The 18,836-nt window shown below is 65.8% G+C and carries 18 protein-coding genes; 5 read left to right on the forward strand and 13 right to left on the reverse strand.

What is annotated here, in order from left to right:
• Positions 1-154 precede the first annotated feature (154 nt).
• Entirely contained in the window at positions 155-2,164 is a 2,010-nt protein-coding gene (gene thrS, locus FHS75_RS09315; RefSeq protein ID WP_179407470.1) for a threonine--tRNA ligase, read from the forward strand.
• A 3-nt stretch (positions 2,165-2,167) separates the two neighbouring features.
• On the opposite strand, the gene FHS75_RS09320 is transcribed toward thrS, so the two are convergent.
• The 3 genes from FHS75_RS09320 to FHS75_RS09330 all read right to left on the reverse strand — a co-directional run bounded on the left by FHS75_RS09320 (position 2,168) and on the right by FHS75_RS09330 (position 5,603).
• Positions 2,168-2,605, reverse strand: a complete 438-nt coding sequence (locus FHS75_RS09320) for an RNase A-like domain-containing protein (RefSeq protein ID WP_179407471.1) — start codon at positions 2,603-2,605, stop codon at positions 2,168-2,170.
• Between the two features lie 284 nt (positions 2,606-2,889).
• A complete protein-coding gene (locus tag FHS75_RS09325; RefSeq protein ID WP_179407472.1) occupies positions 2,890-3,918 on the reverse strand; it encodes an agmatine deiminase family protein in 1,029 nt (342 codons plus the stop codon).
• The gene (locus tag FHS75_RS09330) at positions 3,918-5,603 is read right to left on the reverse strand and encodes a M28 family metallopeptidase (protein WP_179407473.1); all 1,686 of its coding nucleotides are present in this window, start codon (positions 5,601-5,603) and stop codon (positions 3,918-3,920) included. The genes FHS75_RS09325 and FHS75_RS09330 overlap by 1 nt, the downstream gene beginning before the upstream one ends.
• Positions 5,604-5,708: 105 nt before the next feature.
• Here FHS75_RS09330 and FHS75_RS09335 point away from each other — a divergent pair, with 105 nt between their 5' ends.
• From FHS75_RS09335 to FHS75_RS09350, 4 genes are all read left to right on the forward strand, one after another.
• Positions 5,709-8,417: a bifunctional [glutamine synthetase] adenylyltransferase/[glutamine synthetase]-adenylyl-L-tyrosine phosphorylase gene (locus tag FHS75_RS09335; RefSeq protein WP_179407474.1), complete on the forward strand. Its 2,709-nt coding sequence runs from the start codon at positions 5,709-5,711 to the stop codon at positions 8,415-8,417.
• The gene (locus FHS75_RS09340; RefSeq protein WP_179407475.1) at positions 8,414-8,899 is read left to right on the forward strand and encodes a peroxiredoxin; all 486 of its coding nucleotides are present in this window, start codon (positions 8,414-8,416) and stop codon (positions 8,897-8,899) included. Before FHS75_RS09335 ends, FHS75_RS09340 begins: the two co-directional genes overlap by 4 nt.
• Positions 8,896-9,693 carry a ferritin-like domain-containing protein gene (locus FHS75_RS09345; RefSeq protein ID WP_179407476.1) on the forward strand — a complete coding sequence of 266 codons (798 nt, stop codon included), beginning with the start codon at positions 8,896-8,898 and terminating at the stop codon, positions 9,691-9,693. The genes FHS75_RS09340 and FHS75_RS09345 overlap by 4 nt, the downstream gene beginning before the upstream one ends.
• 156 nt (positions 9,694-9,849) lie before the next feature.
• Positions 9,850-10,608, forward strand: a complete 759-nt coding sequence (locus FHS75_RS09350; RefSeq protein ID WP_373284986.1) for a M23 family metallopeptidase — start codon at positions 9,850-9,852, stop codon at positions 10,606-10,608.
• Positions 10,609-10,870: 262 nt separating this feature from the next.
• Here the strand turns inward: FHS75_RS09350 and FHS75_RS09355 are convergent, their stop codons facing one another.
• Genes FHS75_RS09355 through ccoO form a run of 10 tightly spaced genes read right to left on the reverse strand, consistent with a single transcriptional unit; the run spans position 10,871 to position 18,834 of the window.
• Positions 10,871-11,140 (reverse strand): hypothetical protein, encoded by a 270-nt coding sequence (locus FHS75_RS09355; RefSeq protein WP_179407477.1) that lies wholly within the window; start codon positions 11,138-11,140, stop codon positions 10,871-10,873.
• 39 nt (positions 11,141-11,179) lie between these two features.
• Positions 11,180-12,493, reverse strand: coding sequence for an oxygen-independent coproporphyrinogen III oxidase (gene hemN / locus FHS75_RS09360; protein ID WP_179407478.1), 1,314 nt, complete (start codon positions 12,491-12,493; stop codon positions 11,180-11,182).
• Positions 12,494-12,525: 32 nt separating this feature from the next.
• Positions 12,526-12,747, reverse strand: a complete 222-nt coding sequence (locus FHS75_RS09365; protein WP_179407479.1) for a hypothetical protein — start codon at positions 12,745-12,747, stop codon at positions 12,526-12,528.
• Positions 12,744-12,902, reverse strand: coding sequence for a cbb3-type cytochrome oxidase assembly protein CcoS (ccoS, locus tag FHS75_RS09370; protein ID WP_179407480.1), 159 nt, complete (start codon positions 12,900-12,902; stop codon positions 12,744-12,746). Before ccoS ends, FHS75_RS09365 begins: the two co-directional genes overlap by 4 nt.
• Complete coding sequence (locus FHS75_RS09375; RefSeq protein ID WP_179407481.1) at positions 12,899-15,025, reverse strand: heavy metal translocating P-type ATPase; 2,127 nt, start codon at positions 15,023-15,025, stop codon at positions 12,899-12,901. Before FHS75_RS09375 ends, ccoS begins: the two co-directional genes overlap by 4 nt.
• A complete protein-coding gene (locus FHS75_RS09380) occupies positions 15,022-15,471 on the reverse strand; it encodes a FixH family protein (protein ID WP_308420087.1) in 450 nt (149 codons plus the stop codon). Before FHS75_RS09380 ends, FHS75_RS09375 begins: the two co-directional genes overlap by 4 nt.
• Entirely contained in the window at positions 15,468-17,021 is a 1,554-nt protein-coding gene (gene ccoG, locus FHS75_RS09385) for a cytochrome c oxidase accessory protein CcoG (RefSeq protein WP_179407482.1), read from the reverse strand. The genes FHS75_RS09380 and ccoG overlap by 4 nt, the downstream gene beginning before the upstream one ends.
• Positions 17,008-17,928: a cytochrome-c oxidase, cbb3-type subunit III gene (gene ccoP, locus FHS75_RS09390; protein WP_179407483.1), complete on the reverse strand. Its 921-nt coding sequence runs from the start codon at positions 17,926-17,928 to the stop codon at positions 17,008-17,010. Before ccoP ends, ccoG begins: the two co-directional genes overlap by 14 nt.
• Positions 17,918-18,091 carry a cbb3-type cytochrome c oxidase subunit 3 gene (locus tag FHS75_RS09395; RefSeq protein ID WP_179407484.1) on the reverse strand — a complete coding sequence of 58 codons (174 nt, stop codon included), beginning with the start codon at positions 18,089-18,091 and terminating at the stop codon, positions 17,918-17,920. Before FHS75_RS09395 ends, ccoP begins: the two co-directional genes overlap by 11 nt.
• Positions 18,088-18,834 (reverse strand): cytochrome-c oxidase, cbb3-type subunit II, encoded by a 747-nt coding sequence (gene ccoO, locus FHS75_RS09400; RefSeq protein WP_179407485.1) that lies wholly within the window; start codon positions 18,832-18,834, stop codon positions 18,088-18,090. The genes FHS75_RS09395 and ccoO overlap by 4 nt, the downstream gene beginning before the upstream one ends.
• Positions 18,835-18,836: the final 2 nt, after the last annotated feature.

Raw genomic sequence — 18,836 nt, forward strand, 5'->3', positions numbered from 1 at the left:
TTACCAGCATCGTGAAGTCAAGCGTGTTTTACATTTTGTCGTGTTTGCATGTCGCCTGTCCCCGTTTTCCGCATTCATCCGCGTAAGAATCGGCCCCTTTCGGCAAGCGGCGCTTTCTGCCAAAGGCCAACTCCATCGAAGTCGAAGAGAATCCATGACCGAAGTCCTCAAGATCAGCCTGCCCGACGGTTCCATGCGCGAGATGCCGGCGGGCTCTACGCCCGGCGATGTCGCCGCCGCGATCGGTCCGGGCCTCGCCAAGGCCGCGCTTGCCGCCAGGGTCAACGGCGAGGTGCGCGATCTCGACCGCCCGTTCGACGCCGACAGCGAACTGGCACTCATCACGGCACGCGACGAGGACGAGGCGCTCGAACTGGTGCGGCACGATTACGCGCATGTCCTCGCAGAAGCGGTGCAGGCGCTCTGGCCGGGTACCCAGATCACCTTCGGCCCGGCAACCGATGACGGGTTCTACTACGACGTGAAGGCGCCCGATACGCGCGACCCGTTCTCGATGGACGACCTGCCCGCCATCGAGGAGAAGATGCGCGAGATCATCGCTGCGGACAAACCGCTGAGGCGCGAGGTGTGGACCCGCCGCCGGTTGATCGACAAGTGGGATGCCGAGGGCGAGACGTTCAAGGCCGAATGGGCCCGCGAATTGCCCGAGGGCGAGGAACTTACCGTCTACTGGTCGGGCAGCGACTGGCTCGACATGTGCCGCGGCCCGCACCTGCCAAGCACCGGAAAGCTCGATCCCCGGGCCTTCAAGCTCATGCGCGTCGCCGGAGCATACTGGCGCGGCGACCAGAAGAACGCGCAGCTGACGCGGATTTACGGGACTGGCTGGCTCAACAGGAAGCAGCTAGACGCGCACCTCATGCGGCTCGAGGAGGCCGCCAAGCGCGACCACCGCAAGCTGGGCCGCGAGATGGACCTGTTCCACTTGCAGGAAGAAGCGCACGGCTCGGTCTTCTGGCATCCCAACGGCTATCGCATCTGGCGTGAGCTCGAAGCCTACATGCGCCGCAAGATGGACGGCGCCGGATATCGCGAGATCAAGACCCCGCAGCTGATGGACGTGCGCCAGTGGGAGCAGTCCGGCCACTGGGGTAAGTACGCCGAGAACATGTTCGCGGTGCCAGACATCGTGCCGGAAGTCGAAGCGGAGGACACCGCCGCCTCGCCCAGGGTCGCACCCGATGCCGACTGGATGGCGATCAAGCCGATGAACTGCCCCGCGCATGTTCTCGTCTTCAAGCAGGGCATCACGTCCTACCGCGAACTGCCGATCCGGCTGGGCGAAATGGGCTGCTGCCACCGCAACGAGCCGCACGGCGCGCTCCACGGGTTGATGCGCGTTCGCCAGTTCACTCAGGACGATGCGCACATCTTCTGCACCGAAGCACAGGTCGTCGACGAAGTGCGCGCATTCTGCAAGCTGGCCGACAGTGTCTATCGCGATTTCGGTTTCAGCTACGAAGTGAAACTCGCCCTGCGCCCCGAACGGCGCTTCGGATCGGAAGCCGACTGGGACAAGGCCGAGCAGGAATTGCGCGATGCCGTCGCCGAAGCGGGCATGCAGAACGAGGAATACGGCTGGGAAGAACTTCCGGGCGAAGGAGCCTTCTATGCCCCCAAGCTCGAATGGCACCTGACCGATGCGATCGGCCGTACCTGGCAGGTCGGTACGATTCAGGGCGACCGCGTGCTGCCCGAGCGGCTCGATGCCAGCTACATCGGCGAGGACGGCGAACGCCACCGCCCGGTCATGCTGCACCGCGCGATCTTCGGGTCGTACGAGCGCTTCATCGGCATCCTGATCGAGCATTTCGCCGGCAAGCTGCCGGTCTGGCTGGCTCCGGTTCAGGCGGTGGTGGCGACGATCGTTTCCGATGCCGACGGATACGCCCGCGAGGCCGAAGCAAAGCTGAAGGCGGCGGGTATCCGCGTCGAGACCGACCTGCGCAACGAGAAGATCAACTACAAGGTGCGCGAGCACAGCCTGGCGAAAGTCCCGCACCTGCTGGTCGTCGGCAAGCGCGAAGCGGAGGAAGGCACCGTCGCCATCCGCACGCTCGGCGAGCAGCGGCAGCAGGTTGTCTCGCTCGACGATGCCATCGCCATGCTGCAGACCGAGGCGACGCCGCCAGACCTGCGCTGAGTTTCAGCCGAATTCCCCGAAGAACGTGACGACGTGCATGTTGCGCGGACGCCCGTACTTCTTTTCCAGGATCAGCCTGACCAGCGTGCACGGGAAGGTGCGTGTGCCGCCCCCGATGGCGTAACGCATCTGGACCGGGGCCGCGAGGCGATGCTGGATCGCGAAGTAGGGGCGGCCCGGCTTGTGCTCGCAGCGAAACTGCTCGAGCGCTGCATCGTTCGCAGGGCTGTTGAGCAGTTCGAGCGCGGCGCCTAGCTGATCGTCGAATTTCACGAAAGACGTGATCGCGGCCACCGCGCGCGAACCGCGCGAGCCCTGCATGCGGTCCCACATAGCGGCGTTGGTTATATCGACGTGGCGCGCTCCGGCATGACCGGTGCCCTGCTCGGACTGTACGAAGATGCGGCGGACCTCGTCGAGAGTGAATGGCGTATACGGCATCGACCGACTCCCCAGCGAGAGCCGACCATACCATCACTTCGCAGCGCCGCTAAGCGCTGCGAGGCTTTGCAGCATTTTCGTCGAAAGTCGGCGGCCGCGAAGGCTTCAGAGTGCCGGAAGCGCCTGTCCTGCAGCGATGAGGGCGAGCGCACAGCCTGCAACCAGGGACGCTCGGAGCATCTCTGCCTGGAGGCGGGCCACAGGAGCGGCGGCAAGGGCGAGGGCACGGGCCATGAACCATGGGTATGCCCCATGCCCTTTGCCAATTGCTTAAACCGGATGGTTTATTTCCGGTTACCGCCTTCCTCGTCGTCCGCCTCGTCGGCGCCGAACGGCATCGGCATCTGCTGGCAAGCGCAGTGGAAGCCCCCGCCGCCCTTCAGGACGGCCTCGGAAGGCAGCCCGATGGTCTCCCGATCCGGAAACAGCGCGTCGATCGCCGCCACCGCCTCATCGTCGTTGGCAACGCCGAAAGTCGGCACCACGATCAGCTTGTTCGTGATCGCGAAGTTCACGTAGCTCGCCGGTTCGATCTTGCCGTCCACCTCGAAGCGACCGGGCGAAGGAACCTCGCGAACGGTGATCCCGCCCGCAGCTTCGGCGCGTTCGTACGCGTCGCGATAGACCTCTGCGTTGGGATCATCGTCTCCGGCAGGCGTCGGAACGGCGAGCGTCCCCGGCCCCACGAAGCGGGCAAGGTTGTCGACGTGGCCGTCGGTATGGTCGTTCATCAGGCCGTCGCCGAGCCAAAGCAGCTTGGCAAACCCGAAATCGCGCGCCAGCCGTGCGCCGATTGCATCGCGGTCGAGTTCCGGGTTGCGGTTCGGATTGAGCAGGGTCTGCTCGGTCGTGACCGCGAAGCCTTTGCCATCGTGATCGATCGCCCCGCCTTCGAGCACCCAGTCGGAGGTCAGAGCCTCCATTCCGGCGCTGTTGGCAAGGACCGCGCCGATGGCGAGGTCACCGGGCATGAGGTACTTGCCGCCCCAGCCATTGAAGCCGAAGCGACGCGCGACGCGGCGGCCCTGCTCGTCCGCCATGATGATCGGGCCGGTATCGCGCAGCCAGATATCGCCGAAGATGCGCTTTTCGAGCTTCACCGCGCTCGAAACGAGCGACCGCGCACGCTCCTCGTTCGCGTCGTCTCTGACGATCAGGCGAACTTCCTGGCCGCTCTCCGCGACGGCGTTGGCGAACGCGGCGATCTGTTCCTGCGCCTGTTCGAGCACGCCGGACCATTCGCTTTCGTCATGCGGGAAGCCGATCCAGAGCCAATCCTGGGGGTGCCATTCGGGAGGATAGCGATACGCCATCAGCACCCCCCCGCAGCTGCACAGGATTCGTCGCGGATCGCGCGGAACTCGTCGCCCGGCAGCCAGTTCGGCCAGTCGTCCGTTTCGGCGAGCGCGCGGCCGAGCCGGTAATAGACGCGCAGGTCGGCCAGCGCTCCCGACCAGTCCCAGCCGGGATCGAATTCGTCGTCCGGACCGTGATAGCGGTTCTCGGTGTAGTCCTTGGCGACCGCCGCGCCGGCCTCGCGTCCTCCAACGACGAGGTCCTCGCCTCCGTCGACGTAGAACATCGGCACTCCGCGCTTGGCGAGACTGAAGTGGTCGGAGCGGTAGTAGTAGCCCTTTTCCGGCGTCGGCTCGGGCGTCGCTACGCGGTTCTCGGTTGCGAGGACCTGGTCGAGGTAGCCGTCGAGTTCGGACTTGCCGCCGCCCACGACGGTGACGTCGCGCGCCGGACCTGCCAGCGAAAGCGCGTCCATGTTGACGCCGCCAACGGTGCGGTCGAGCGGGAAGACCGGGTTCGCGCCGTAGTATTCGGAGCCGAGCAGGCCCGATTCCTCCGCCGTCACGGCCAGGAACACCAGGCTGCGGTCGGGAGCGCCGGCGCGCGCGTGCGCATCTCCGAGAGCTGCCAGGGCTGCCGTTCCGGTCGCATTGTCGATGGCACCGTTGCAGATGTCGTCACCCGCGGCGTTCGGCTTGCAGCGGCCGAGGTGATCCCAGTGCGCGGTATAGAGGACGTACTCGTCGGGACGCGTTGCGCCCGGCAGCATTCCGATGACGTTCCGCGATGCGAAGCGGCGGATCGAGTTATCAAAGGAGACATCGGCCCGAAGCCCCAGCGGGACCGGGCGGAAACCCTTCTGCCTGGCACGTGCCGAAAGCGTCGCGAGATCCTGTCCTGCAGCAGCGAGAATCTTTCCGGCCACGTCCTTCTGGATCCAGCCGTTCATCATCGTCTCGCTCATGCCGTTGTCGGCCGTCTGCGCGTAGGCCTGCGGTCCGGACCAGCTCGATTCGACGACGTTCCAGCCATAGGCGGCGGGGAACGTGTCGTGCACGATCAGCGCGGCGGCAGCGCCCTGCCTTGCCGCTTCCTCGTACTTGTATGTCCAGCGTCCGTAGTATGTCATCGCCCGCCCGTTGAACGTGCCTTCGAGAGCTTCGGTCTCGTAGTCGGGATCGTTGACGAGGATGACTGCGGTCTTTCCCTTCATGTCGATGCCGGCGTAGTCGTTCCAGCCCTTCTCGGGCGCAACGATGCCATAGCCGACGAAGACCATTTCGCTATCGTCGATGTCGATGGAGGGTACGGCACGATAGGTCGTGCCGACGTACTGGCTGCCGTAATCGAACTGCATCGACTGGCCGCTGCCGCTGACGGTCAGCGGGGAAAATTCCTCGCCGGTGATCTCGACGAGCGGGACATCCTGCACCCAGCTTCCGTTGTTGCCCGGCTGCAGCCCTGCCTCGCGAAATTTCTCGATGAGGTAGGCGACGGTCTTTTCCTCGCCCGGTGTGCCGGGAGCCCGGCCCTCGAATTCGTCCGAGGAAAGGACGCGGGTCATTTCTCTCATCGTGTCGACCGAAAGGTCGGGGATGTCGCCGGTCGCGGCGGACGCGGGGGCGGCATAGTCGGTTGCAGGCGCCGTCGTCGCGCAGGCGGAAAGCGCCAGCGCAGCTGCGCCGATAATCAGCGGCTTCATGGAAAACTCTTTCGCGAAAAACATGGATTGGGGCCCAGTTGCCAGACGCAAGACATGGTTACAACCCGGCTTGCCCCAAGAGGTTGCGCACGGCAGGTAAGGCCAATGGACGCCGACTGGACCGGAGCGCTCGAGCGCGCACGGGCGCATTCGCCCTACCTTTCGCAGGCTCTCGAAAGGCTGCCGGAGCTGGCCGGGATACTCGCGGGCGGCGATGGCGAGCAGGCGCTGGACCGTGCCAGGACCGCCGGCGCCGGCTGCGATGACACGGGCGTCGCATTGCGTCGCGAGAAGCTTGCGCTTTCTCTGGCACTTGCCATCGGCGACCTTGCCGGCGCGTTCCCGCTACTCCGGGTGACGGGCGAGCTTTCGGACTTCGCGGACCGCGCGATGGACGCCGCGATCGCCGATGCCATCCGCCGCCGCGCCCCCGACTCGGAACCACAGGGCTTCATTGCGCTGGCGCTTGGCAAGCATGGAGCGCGCGAGCTCAACTACAGTTCGGACATCGACCCTATCCTGCTATACGATCCGGACACCCTGCCCCGGCGCGATCGCGACGATCCGGGGGAAGCCGCACAGCGCGTCGCGCGCACCCTCGTCCAGACGCTCGCCAACGTGACTGCCGAGGGGTACGTGTTTCGCGTCGACCTGCGTCTGCGGCCGGCATCCGAAGTGAGCCCGCTCGCCATCTCGCTCGATGCAGCGCTGACGCACTACGAAAGTTCCGCGCTGGCATGGGAGCGCGCCGCGTTCATTCGCGCGCGCCCTTGTGCGGGAGACATCGCCGAAGGCGAGGCTTTCCTCGCTTCGATAAGGCCTTTCGTATGGCGCAAGAGCCTCGATTTCGGGGCGATAGCGGAAATCGCGCGGCTGACATCCAAGATTCGCGCGGCATCGAACGGTGCGGCGCAGGTCGGCCCCGGGTACGATCTCAAGAAAGGGCGTGGCGGCATCCGCGAGATCGAATTCTATGCACAGACCCACCAGCTGATCCACGGCGGACGCAATCCATCGCTGCGCACGCGGGGCACGCGCGAGACGCTCGATGCGCTCGCCCAGGCGGACCTGATCGCTTACGAGGATTCGAAGTTTCTCGGCGAAAGCTACGACCGGCTCCGGCAGGTCGAGCACCGGCTGCAGATGGTTTCCGACCGCCAGACCCACAGCCTGCCCGAAAACCGGGAGGCGCTCGATTCGGTGGCAAGGCTCGACGGGCTGAGCACGGGCGGCGAACTGGTCGAGGAACTGGCTGCGATCACCGAGGCCGTTGCCCAACGCTACGACGCGCTGATCGACGCTCATACGCCCGCGTCGGGAAGCGCCACCAGGCATGCCGCGGAAGGAGCGCCGCTTGCCGTGGAACTCGAACGGATGGGATTTTCCGATCCGCAGTCGCTGTCCGAACGGATTGCGGGATGGCGTGCCGGAAAGCTGAAGGCCTTGCGAAGCGACGCGGCGCGCGCGGCGTTCGGCGCCATCCAGCACGACCTGCTTGCCGCGCTGGCCGAAGCGCCCGAACCGGAGCGCGCGATCGCGCGGTGGGAGCAACTCCTCTCCCGCCTTCCCAGCGCGATCAACCTGTTCCGCCTGCTCGAAGCGCGGCCGGGCCTCCTCGACCGCCTCGCGCGTATCTTGTCGATCGCACCGCCGCTCGCCGACGAACTCGCCCGCCGGGCCGACCTGCTCGACCCGCTGATCGATGCCAGTGCCTTCGACCTGCCCGGCGACGTTCGCTCGCTCGCCGCGGAATTCGCGGCATCCGATGACGACGACTACGAGCGCCTGCTCGACAGGGTTCGCCGCAAGGTGGGCGACGCGCGATTCACTCTCGGCGTGCAGCTGGTCGAAGGCAGCACCGATCCGCTGGCGGTATCGGCGGCCCTGGCGCGCATCGCGGAGGCCGCCATCCTCGCGCTCGGCAACGCGACCGTCGCCGAATTCGAGCGCAAGCACGGACAGGTCCCGGAAAGCGAGCTGGTCATCCTCGGCCTCGGCCGGATGGGCGGCGGGGCGCTTACCCACTCTTCCGATCTCGACCTCGTCTACCTCTTCACCGGGGAGACCGGGCGCGAATCGGACGGCGATCGCCCCATCGGCGCAACGCTCTACTACAATCGCCTCGGCCAGCGGTTGACCGCCGCGCTGTCGGTGCCCACCGCAGAAGGAGCGCTTTACGAAATCGACACGCGGCTGCGGCCCTCAGGCGAGCAGGGGCCTCCTGCCGCCAGCCTCGACAGTTTCGAGCGCTACCAGAAGGAACAGGCCTGGACTTGGGAACACATGGCGCTCACCCGCGCGCGGTCGCTCTACGGCTCTCCGGACGCGCGGGCGCGGCTCGAGGGAATCGTCGCCGCCGTCCTGACCGCACCGCGCGACCTGGAAAAGCTGCGCGCCGACGTGCTCGACATGCGCAGGACGATGGCAGAGCACAAGCCGCCCAAGGGCCTGCTCGATGCCAAGCTGGCGAGGGGCGGCCTCGTCGATCTCGAATTCCTGGTCCACTACCTGCAACTTCGCGAGCATACCGCGCTTACCCCGCATCTCGGCGAAGCGGTGCGCGCACTCGTGGCGGGCGAACTGCTGCCGCCGGAACTGGTCGAGGCCCACGATGCGATGACGCGCCTCCTGGTCTCGGCGCGGTTGCTCGCACCCGATGCGAAACAGCCGCTCCCGGCCGCCTGCGAGGCACTTGCAAAGACGTGCGGCGTCGGCGAATGGGATGACATCCCGAAAGTGCTCGGCGATGCGCGGCATACCGTCGCGCGTGCATGGCGCGATATCCTGGGCGAGGAACTGGAGATCGAGGAATGAGCGAACAGCCAACCCGCTTTCCTGGCGAAGGCGACACGATGCCCGACATCGCGATGGAAACGCCCGATGGCGCAAGTGTGAAGCCGTCCGATTTTCGTGGTCGCAAGCTTGTCGTCTTCTTCTATCCGAAAGACGACACGCCCGGCTGCACGACCGAGAACAAGGAGTTCACCGCGCTTGCCGGCGAGTTCGAAAAGGCGGGAACGGCGTTGCTCGGCGTGAGCAAGGACCCTCCCGCCAAACATCTGAAGTTCATGGAGAAACATGACCTTGCGGTCCCGCTTGCCAGCGACGCGTCCGAAGGCGGACTATCGGACGCGCTCGGTATCTGGACCGAAAAGAAGAACTACGGCCGCACCTACATGGGGATGGTGCGCACGACGTACCTGGTCGACGCCGGGGGACGGATCGCGAAGGTCTGGAACAAGGTCCGCGTCAAGGGTCATGTCGATGCGGTGCTGGAGGCCGCCAGAACCCTTTGAGCAGCCCGTCGGTTTCCGGAGCCATCGCCTCCGCCCTTGCCGAAAGCGAGCCGTCCGCCAAGGTCATGGCCGCGCGGAGGGTCGCGCGCGAATGGCGCAAGGGCCGGCTGCCGTTTCGGTTCGACGTCGCGATGCCGGACGTGCCGGGCCGACCCGCCCGGCCCGAGCTTCTGCCGCCCACGAAAATGCCCAAGCGCGGGCGCGGGCAGTCGCTGAAGGGGCGAATCGCCCTGTTCCATGCGCTGGCCCACATCGAGTTCGTCGCGATCGACCTCGCACTCGACATGGCAGGCCGGTTCGGCGGCGAGATGGGAAAGGATTTCGTCTCCGACTTCCTTTCGGTGGCCGCCGACGAGGCGATGCACTTCGTCCTTCTCGAAAGGCGGCTCCGCGCTCTCGGCAGCTTCTACGGCGACCTTCCTGCCCATGGCGGCCTGTGGGACGCCGCCGGCGAAACCCGCCACGACGTCGCCGCGCGGCTCGCCGTGGTGCCGATGGTGCTAGAAGCACGCGGCCTCGACGTGACGCCGACGACCATCGAGCGCATGCGGAGCGCAGGCGATTCGGCCGGAGTACGCATCCTGGAACGAATCCTTGACGACGAAATCCGGCACGTTCGCGTGGGCGCAAACCATTTCGCCGAGGTTTGCGAACGGCGCGGCAAATCCCCTGATTCAACGTGGAAAACCCTCGTGAAAAAACATTTCCGCGGAAGGGTTTCCGGTCCATTCAACGATTCGGCGCGTAACGCTGCCGGTTTATCGCGCGAACTCTACGCCGGTATTGCCTATTAAACTTTGGCAGGGGTACCCAAAGCTCGACGAGAAGGCGGGGGGTATTTCCGACCATCTCCAGAACGAACGCCTGGGACGCTTTCGGCGTCGCGGGAAAACTATTGCGGTCGCACGCCTGCACCAGAAAACAGCGGGCGCCAAAAGAAGGTATTCCGAGTGGTCGTTCAGACTCTTGTTTCAAAGATTTCCAAGGCGGTCGGTGGGGCCGCCGCAGCTGCGATCATGATCGCGGCGACACCGGCGGCAGCCAACAGCAGCGCGAACGCCGACATTGCCGCCCCGCTTCGCGCGGCACAGGGCGCAAAGCCCGCCACCGGCGCCAACGACGAGGAGTTCTCCAAGCTCTTCAACAGCTGGCAGCAGTTCGAGGAAAGCGGCGTTCCGGCCCTTGCCGCCGTTGCCGAGGCTACCAGCCAGGCCGGCCTTACTGCCGCTTCCAAGTCCAAGGTTTCGGCAGCGACGATGACTTCGGTGTCGATCCCGTCGCGCATGCCGGTCGACGATGCCCGACTGACAAGCTCGTATGGCATGCGCGATCATCCGGTCACCGGCGGACGTCGCGCCCACAAGGGCGTCGACCTTGCCCAGCCCACGGGCACCCCGATCTATGCCACCGCCGACGGCGTGGTGAGCAAGGCATCCTGGTACGGCAGCTACGGTCTTTACGTTTCGCTCGAACATGGCGGCGAAATCCAGACCCGCTATGCGCACATGTCGCGCCTGAACGTTGCCGATGGGCAACGGGTCAAGAAGGGCGACGTCATCGGGTTCGTCGGCTCGACCGGCCGGTCGACCGGGCCGCACCTGCACTATGAAGTGCGCGTTCGCGGCGATGCGGTCAATCCCGTCCCCTACATGACGGCAGACCACCTCGCCAGCGCCAGCGTTTCGCAGGGCGCGGGCGGCCCCGAGTAAGTCATTTCAGGTCGAGAGCGTAAGAGCGCTCCGGCCTGCTCCTTTTGGGAGAGGAGAGGGAAAGGCGGCGCGCGGCGTCGCCTTTTTCTGTGGTCGATCCGGAAAAAAACCGGGCGGCCGTCACGAGGCAGGCCGCCCGAGTTGGGGAGAAGCAGGTCCGACCGCGAAGCAACCCGAAGGTGGCAACGGCCGGACAGGACTGCCAGCCCCTCTCTCGCCCCGCCGCGCCGGCAGGGCATTGATTTTGATCAAGAAGGCCGGATCAGCCTAGCGGGCTGCCGATTTCGGCTCCGTACCCCGCGATTGCAAAGGCCCAGATCACGATGCTTGCGATCCAGCCTGCATTGAAGAGCGCGACAGCGAAAATGACGGCTTTGCGCGAAGCGCGCGGCCGGCTTGGCGCCGGTCTGACGTCAGCGGTGCCTGCGAACAGGTGAGCAAGCGCCTGGAGATGCAGCATGAGCCAGATGCCCGCCGCAAGCGAAGCGACGGCGCACAGGGCGAGCAATGTCGGGTAAAACCAGATCGGCACGTTTCTCCTCCTGAAATATCAGAGCCAACGCGCAAGTCTTCAAACCGCCGAACTGAACCTCCTCGGCGAATGCTGCGGGTAGGGGTCGAACTGCGCGGCAATGCTGCGCGCATAAGGTAAACCGCCGGGAGCGATGGCGAGTTCCCGAACGGTGAACGCGCACAGGCCCGCCTGCACGAAAGGCGCCAGCCTAGGTGCCGCTTCCCGGCGCAGGTCCTCGGCAACGATTGCCTTGCCGTCGCACAGGAGCTGCTCGATCACCGCGCCCCGACGCGCATCGTCGGCAGTCTTCGCGACGCCGAGCGAGGCCGGGAACCGACCCTGCGACAGCTTCATGCGATATCGGCCCGCGTTCTTCTCGTTCTGGGCGATAAGGCCGGGCAGGATGGAAATCGCCGATGCGCCAAGACCTATCAGGCAATCCGCCGCGTCGTCGGTGAACCCCTGGAAGTTCCGGTGCAGCCGCCCCTGCTCCGCCGCGACCGCGATGGCATCGCCGGGCAGCGCGAAGTGGTCGAAGCCGACCGGCGCATAGCCCGCATCGCTAAGCCTTTCGAAACCCTCGGCAGCCATCGCGAACCGTGTGTCCTGATCGGGAAGCGCCCCGGCATCGATGCGGCGCTGTCGCGCGATGATGTGCGGCACGTGAGCATAGCCGAACAGGGCGATACGATCGGCACCGAGACCGGACGAGCGATCGATCGAATCGCGAAGGGCGGCCATGTCCTGCCCGGGCAGGCCGTACATAAGGTCGAAATTGAGCGAGGTCACTCCGGACTGCCGCAGCCAGCCTGTCGTCCTCTCGATCAACTCAGCGGGTTGTACTCGCCCTATGGCTGCCTGCAACTGCGCATCGAAGGTCTGCACGCCGAGGCTGGCGCGGGTGGCCCCTACCGACGCGAGAACCTCGACCCAGTTTTCCGTCATGGTGCGGGGATCGAGTTCGATGGAGACTTCGGGGCGTCCGAAGCGGAACCAGACGGTCAGGGCGTTGAACAGGCGGACGAAATCGACCGGACTTACCGCATTGGGGCTGCCGCCTCCGAAAGAGAGCCTCGTGACCCTCGCCCCTTCGGGAAGCGCCTCGGCGACAAGCGCGATCTCTTCCTGCAGCGCGTCGAGATAGTTCGCCAGTCGTTCCTTGCGATTCGCAGCTCCGGTATTGCACCCGCAATACCAGCAGATCTTTTCGCAGAACGGAATGTGGACGTAGAGCGAGACTTCGCCCGATACCCGCGACAGCGCCCGGGCGTAGTCGTCCGTGCCCACCGCGTCGGTAAATTCGGCGGCCGTCGGAAAGCTGGTGTAGCGTGGTACCGGCGTCGCCAGAAGTTCGGGGTGGTAAGGCCACATGGCATTCTACCTCGCTGAAAGCCGCCCCGTCTTCATTGCGTTCGATCAAGCCGCTTGCGCCTGCTTCCGGAATGGCAGCCCTTGGCGCAGCACGGCGCCTCACTCGTACCCGGCGTCGGCGCGCGAATCGGTATCTGCACCGTACCTCCCGAACAGAGCGGCGCGACGAGAGGCTGCGCCGCCGCAACCGGGAGCGGGCCGGTCATCGCCGGAAGCAGGGCGATCCCCGTGGCGATCCGCACGAACCGGTTCATGGCGGACCGTCCCCTTGGTCCTCGTCGAGCAAAATCCGGTTCGCGGCGCCGTCAAGATCCTCGAACTGCCCGCTGCGCATCGCCCAGAAGAATGTGCCCAGCCCCAGCAGACCCATCAGGAGCGCGAGCGGGATGAGGAAGCCGAGAATGGTCATCGCTCGCTCCGCGCCAGCCTCAGCGAATTGGCGACGACGACCAGCGAACTGCCAGACATCGCGATCGCGGCGACGAGCGGCGTCACATGGCCGAGAAAGGCGAGCGGGACGGCGAAGACGTTGTAAAGAACGGCGAATGCGAAATTCTGGCGGACGACCTTCATGGTGCGCCTGGCAGTCCTTACCGCATCGGCAACCGGCATCAGTTTTTCCCCGACGAAAACCGCATCGGCCGCCTGCTGGCTGACGTCGCTCGCCGAGCCGGGCGCGATCGAGACGTGCGCCCCTGCCAGCGCCGGTCCGTCGTTGAGGCCGTCGCCGATCATCAGGGCGCGATGGCCCCGCGCCGCAAGGGCTTCCAGACGGCACAGCTTGTCCGAAGGCTGGAGGCCGCCCTCGCCTGCGATCCCGAGCGCCTCGGCCACGCCGCGTACGGCCTCCTTGCGATCGCCCGAAAGTATGGCGCTTTCGATGCCCTGTCCGGAAAGATCCGAAAGCGTTGCGCGCACATCGCTCCGCAGCGGATCGGAAAAGGCGATGGTCTGCCGGCGCCCGTCGCGCACCAGGTCGACGGCGAGGCCGGCGAGCACTCCCTCCGGGCGCAGCAGCGCCACCGCCTCGGTTCCGAAATTGCCGCGTACGCCCGTTCCCGCTTCCTCGCCCACCCCCTCGAGAAGGGCAGGCTGCACACCTCCCATTCGAAGCGACCGGGCAAGGCCCTTGCTCAGCGGGTGGCGGCTTGCCTGAGCGAGGGCGAGAGCGATGGCCCGGTCTTCCGGTCCCAGGAAGGAAAGATCGATCGGACGCGGCTCACCCAGCGTCAGTGTGCCGGTCTTGTCGAAGAGGGCACGGTCGACTTCGGCAAGCCGCTCCAGCGCGCTGCCGTCCTTGATCAGCAGGCCACGACGCATCAGGGCGCCGGACGCGGCGACCTGCGCGGCGGGAACGGCGAGCCCAAGCGCGCAGGGACAGGTAATGATCAGCACGGCCACTGCGATCAGGATGGACTGGTGCCAGCCGGCGCCGGCCAGCATCCAGCCGGCGAATGCGAGCAGCGCCAGCGAATGGACCGCAGGCGCATACAGGCGCGCCGCCCTTTCCGCGATGCGCACGTAGCGCGACCGCGACTGGCCGGCCTCGTCCATGAGCCTCGCTATGTCGGCCAGAACCGTGTCGTCGGCGACTGCGGTGACGCGCACCCGGACCGGAGCGCCAAGATTGATCATTCCGGCATGAACCGCGTCGCCAGCCCTGCACGCTCGCGGCTCGCTCTCGCCGGTCAGCATCGATGCGTCGATGGTCGTCTCGCCCGCCTCGATTTCCCCGTCGGCGGCCAGCGCTTCGCCCGCGGCCACGAGCATAGTCATTCCGGGGCGTAACCCTTCGGCGGCGACCCATTGGGTTCCGCCGTTCTCTTCCAGGACGTGAGCGCCACGGCCCATCCGTCCAAGCAGCGCCGCTATGCCGGACCGCGCGCGACCGCGCATCACGGCATCGAGCACACGTCCCGCCAGAAGGAAGAAGAGCAGCATGACCGCTCCGTCGAAATAGGCATGCTCGCCGCCCGTCAGGGTCTCGTAGATGCTCAGGCCGGTCGCAAGGAGCACGCCGATCGAGATCGGCACGTCCATGTTCGTTCGCCGGTAGCGAAGCGCCATCGCCGCCGAAGCGAAGAACGGGCGGCCCGCATAGGCGACCACCGGCACGGCAATGATGGCGGACAACCAGTGAAAGAGCTCGCGGGTCAGTCCCTCTGCCCCGGACCACACGCTGACCGAAAGCAGCATGATGTTCATCATGCCGAAGCCCGCGACGGCCAGCGCGCGAAGCAATCGCTTCGTTTCGGCATCGTCGCGCGCGAGCGGGTTTTCTGCGGCGCGCTCGGCCTCGAAGCCCAGCTCGCGCAACGCCTCGATCAGGTCGTCGTCGGTAATCTGCGCATTATGGCTGACCGCGACTCTTTTGGCAGAGAAGTTGACTCTCGCCGCAGCGACGCCCGGCAGTTGCGAAAGGCCGCGTTCGATCTTGCCGATGCATCCCGCGCAGCGGATCCCGGGCACGGTGAAACGGCTGTCGGTGCAGGGTTCGGCTGCGGGTTCGAGGTCGGCAACATGCGCGTTCACGGCAACGGGCGCTCCCCGCGCCAGGTTTCGCCGCCGCGCGCGATTTCGACACGGACCGTCCAGCGGCCGGCCGGGAGCGGGTCGCGGCTTACATAAATATCCTTGCCCTCGGGCGCGAATTGCAACGCCGTATCCGGCATCCGGCCAAGCGGATGGCGAGCCGCCGCCCTGACAGTCGCGCCGGCCGGCACGCCGCCGGTTCGCGCTTCGATCCTACCGTCTTCGCGGCGGGCGAGCGCGACTTGCCAGCCCAGTCGCTCCGATTCCCCGGCGGCGTCGAGCCATTCATTGAACTTCTGGCTGGCGACGTAGGAGTTCTTGACGACGACGCCTCCGAAAGTCGAACTCGCCAGGCTTGCCATCGTGAAATTGACCGCAACGACGATGCCGAAACCGCCGACCAGGATCGCCAGCATGTGCCTGCCGGTAAATTCCCGCACCATCATTCGTCTCCGGGCGCTTCGAAGCGCGTTTCGCCAAGGTCGGTCTCCCCAGCTTCGTCGAGGGCGCGAAGCCGGAAGTGAAACTCCTGTTCGGGCGTATCGGGCGGAGCCATCACGTAGGCGCGGACCGTTTCGGTCGAATCGGACGGGACATTGCGGACGATCCGTCGCGATGCCTTGTCCATCGGGATTTCCTCGCTCCACATCGTCGCGCCGTCGAGACCGACAAGCTCGATCGCCATCCGGCGCGGGCGGGTCTGCATGTTGCGAAGCTTGAGCGTGTAGGCGTTGCGCACCGATCCGTCGCTCATCAGCATGAAAGGCGGGTTTCGGTCGGGCGCGACGGTCAGGTCGGTGCGGCTGCGCGTGCCGAGCGCGAACAGCAGCGCAAGGCCGATGATCGCCCAAACCGAGAAGTAGACGACGGTGCGCGGGTGAAGGATGGTCTTCCAGGCCGGCTTCGGCTCCTCGCCGGCAGCCTCGCGCTCGCAGTCCTCGAGGGTCGCGTAGTCGATCAGCCCGCGCGGGCGGCCAGTCTCCTTCATCACGCGGTCGCAGGCGTCGATGCACAGCGCACAGGTGATGCAGCCGATCTGGGGCCCTTCGCGGATATCGATGCCGGTGGGGCAGACGGCGACGCATTGCAGACAATCGATGCAGTCGCCGAACTTGCCGGGGTTCTTCTCCGCCTTCTTGACGCTGCCGCGCGGTTCGCCGCGCCAGTCCTTGTAAGTGACGATCAATGATTTCTCGTCAAGCATGGCGGTCTGGACGCGCGGCCAGGGGCACATGTAGATGCATACCTGCTCGCGCATGAACCCGCCCAGCGTGAAGGTGGTGGCGGTGAGGACCGCGACGGTCGCATAGGCGACCGGTGCCGCCTCGAGCGCGAAGAATTCCCGGAAAAGCGTAGGCGCGTCGGCGAAGTAGAGTATCCACGCACCGCCGGTCGCGAACGAGATGAGCAGGTAGATCGACCACTTGAAGGCGCGCCGCGCGATCTTCGACGGACCCCACGGCGCCTTGTCGAGCCGCATGCGCGCATTGCGGTCCCCGTCCACGAAGCGGTCGACATGCTGGAACACGTCGGTCCAGACCGTCTGCGGACAGGCATACCCGCACCACGCCCTGCCCACCGCGCTGGTGACGAGGAACAGGCCGATCCCCGCCATGATGAGCAGTCCGGCGACGAAATAGAATTCGTGCGGCCAGATCTCGATGTCGAACATGTAGAAGCGGCGGTTCGCGAGATCGATGAGGACCGCCTGGTCCGGCGCATAGGGGCCGCGATCCCAGCGCAGCCACGGGGTGACGTAATAGATCGCGAGCGTGAGCACCATCACCGCCCACTTGAAACGGCGGAAAGGCCCGTCGATCCGCTTGTTATGGACTGCCTTGCGCTTTTCGTAGAGCTTTTCGGGCAGGTGCACGCGCGCCGGTTCGCCCGGCTCGTGCCGCCTAGTGGCGGCCTCCGGCACGGCTACGGCGCTGCTGACGGGGTCCACACTCTTCTCGACCCCGTCCTTCACAAGGGTTTGGTCAGGGTTGTTCATCCACCTCTATCGCCGGGTCTGCGGCGACCTCCACGAAGTCTTCGCCTCCCCCGAGCGAATGAACATAGGCCGCCAGCATCTTGATGGTGACCGGATCGAGCCTTCCGCTCCACGATGGCATCATGCCGTGCGAAGGATTGTCGATCTGCGCGGCGATCTGCTCGCGGTCGCTCCCGTAAAGCCAGATCGCGTCGGCAAGGTTCGGGGCGCCGAACTCGCGAAGCCCTTGCCCGTTTTCGCCGTGGCAGACGACGCAGTTGGCCGCGAAGAGGTCCGCGCCGCGACTTGCAGCGGGGCTCTGCTCCTCCTTGCCCGACAGCGTCAGAACGTAGCTGCTTACATCCCGGATCTGGTCGGGGGTGAGGAGCCCGTCCCGCCCGAAGGCGGGCATCATCGAAAAGCGCGTCTCGATGTCGCCATGCTGGCGGATGCCGTGGACGAGCGTATATTCGATCGCGCGCAGGTCGCCCCCCCACAACCACTCGTCGTCGTTCAGGTTCGGATAGCCCTTGCTGCCCGCCGCCCCGGCGCCGTGGCACTGAACGCAATTTACCTTGAAGGCGGCGCGGCCACCGCTGACCGCAGCGCGCATCAGGTCGCTGTCGTCCGGAAGGCGTTCGATCGGGATGCGGGCAAGCCGTTCTCGCACCGTGGCACGCGCCTGGTCGGCAACGCTCATCTCATTGGCGAGCTGGCCGCGGCTGGTCCAGCCTAGCATGCCCTCCGTTCCCTTCTCGATCAGCGGCCAGGCCGGGTACGCGATCATGTAGGCGATTGCGAAGATGATCGTCAGGTAGAACGTCCACAGCCACCAGCGCGGCAACGGCGTGTTTAGTTCCTCGATCCCGTCCCATTCGTGGCCGACGGTTTCGGTATCGGTGGCTTCATCGATGCGCTTATTCGCCATCGTTCTCGTCCTTGAAGATCATGTTCGCCGCATCGCGGTGCCGTTCGCCGTTGCCTGGGCGGAAGGGCCACAGGACAAGCGTGAGGAACGCTATCACCATGGCCAGCAAGCCCCAGCTGTCGGCAAGGTGCCGCAACGTCTCGTAGGTTGAGTGGACGCTCATCGGCCCGTCTCCGTGGCAAGTTCCTCCTGCGCGGCCGCACTGTTCACGTCGACCAGAGTTCCCAGCATCTGGAGGTAGGCGACGAGCGCGTCCATTTCGGTTAGCCGGCCCGGCTGGCCGTCGAAGTCGCGAACCTGCGCCTTGGGATAGCGGTCGAGCAGGTCCTCGGCATCGGCGTCCGGATTCGCCTGCGCGCGCATGTCCTCCATCGCCCGTGCGATGTCGCGATCGGAATAGGGCACGCCCACGGTCCGCAGGGCCTTCAGGCGCGAAGCCGGTTCGATATCGAGGTCGCTGTCGAGCAGGAAGCCGTACTGCGGCATCACGCTTTCGGGCACGACCGACTGCGGGTTTTCGAGGTGCTGGACGTGCCAGGCGTCGGAATAGCGACCCCCGACGCGTGCGAGATCCGGCCCGGTCCGCTTCGATCCCCACTGGAACGGGTGGTCGTACATCGATTCGGCGGCAAGGCTGTAGTGCCCGTAGCGCTCCACCTCGTCGCGGAAGGGACGGATCATCTGGCTGTGGCAGACGTAGCACCCCTCGCGCACGTAGATGTCGCGGCCCGCCTGCTCGAGCGGCGTATAAGGCCGCATCCCATCGACTTCCTCGATCGTGTTGTCGATCCAGAACAGCGGCGCGATCTCGATGATCCCGCCGATGGCGACGGTGAGGAAAGCGGCCACGCCGAGTAGCGTGACGTTGCGCTCCAGCTTCTTGTGCCGTTCGGTCATTGTGGTCATCG

This window comes from Novosphingobium marinum (assembly GCF_013408095.1).
Taxonomy (GTDB): Bacteria; Pseudomonadota; Alphaproteobacteria; order Sphingomonadales; family Sphingomonadaceae; genus Novosphingobium; species Novosphingobium marinum.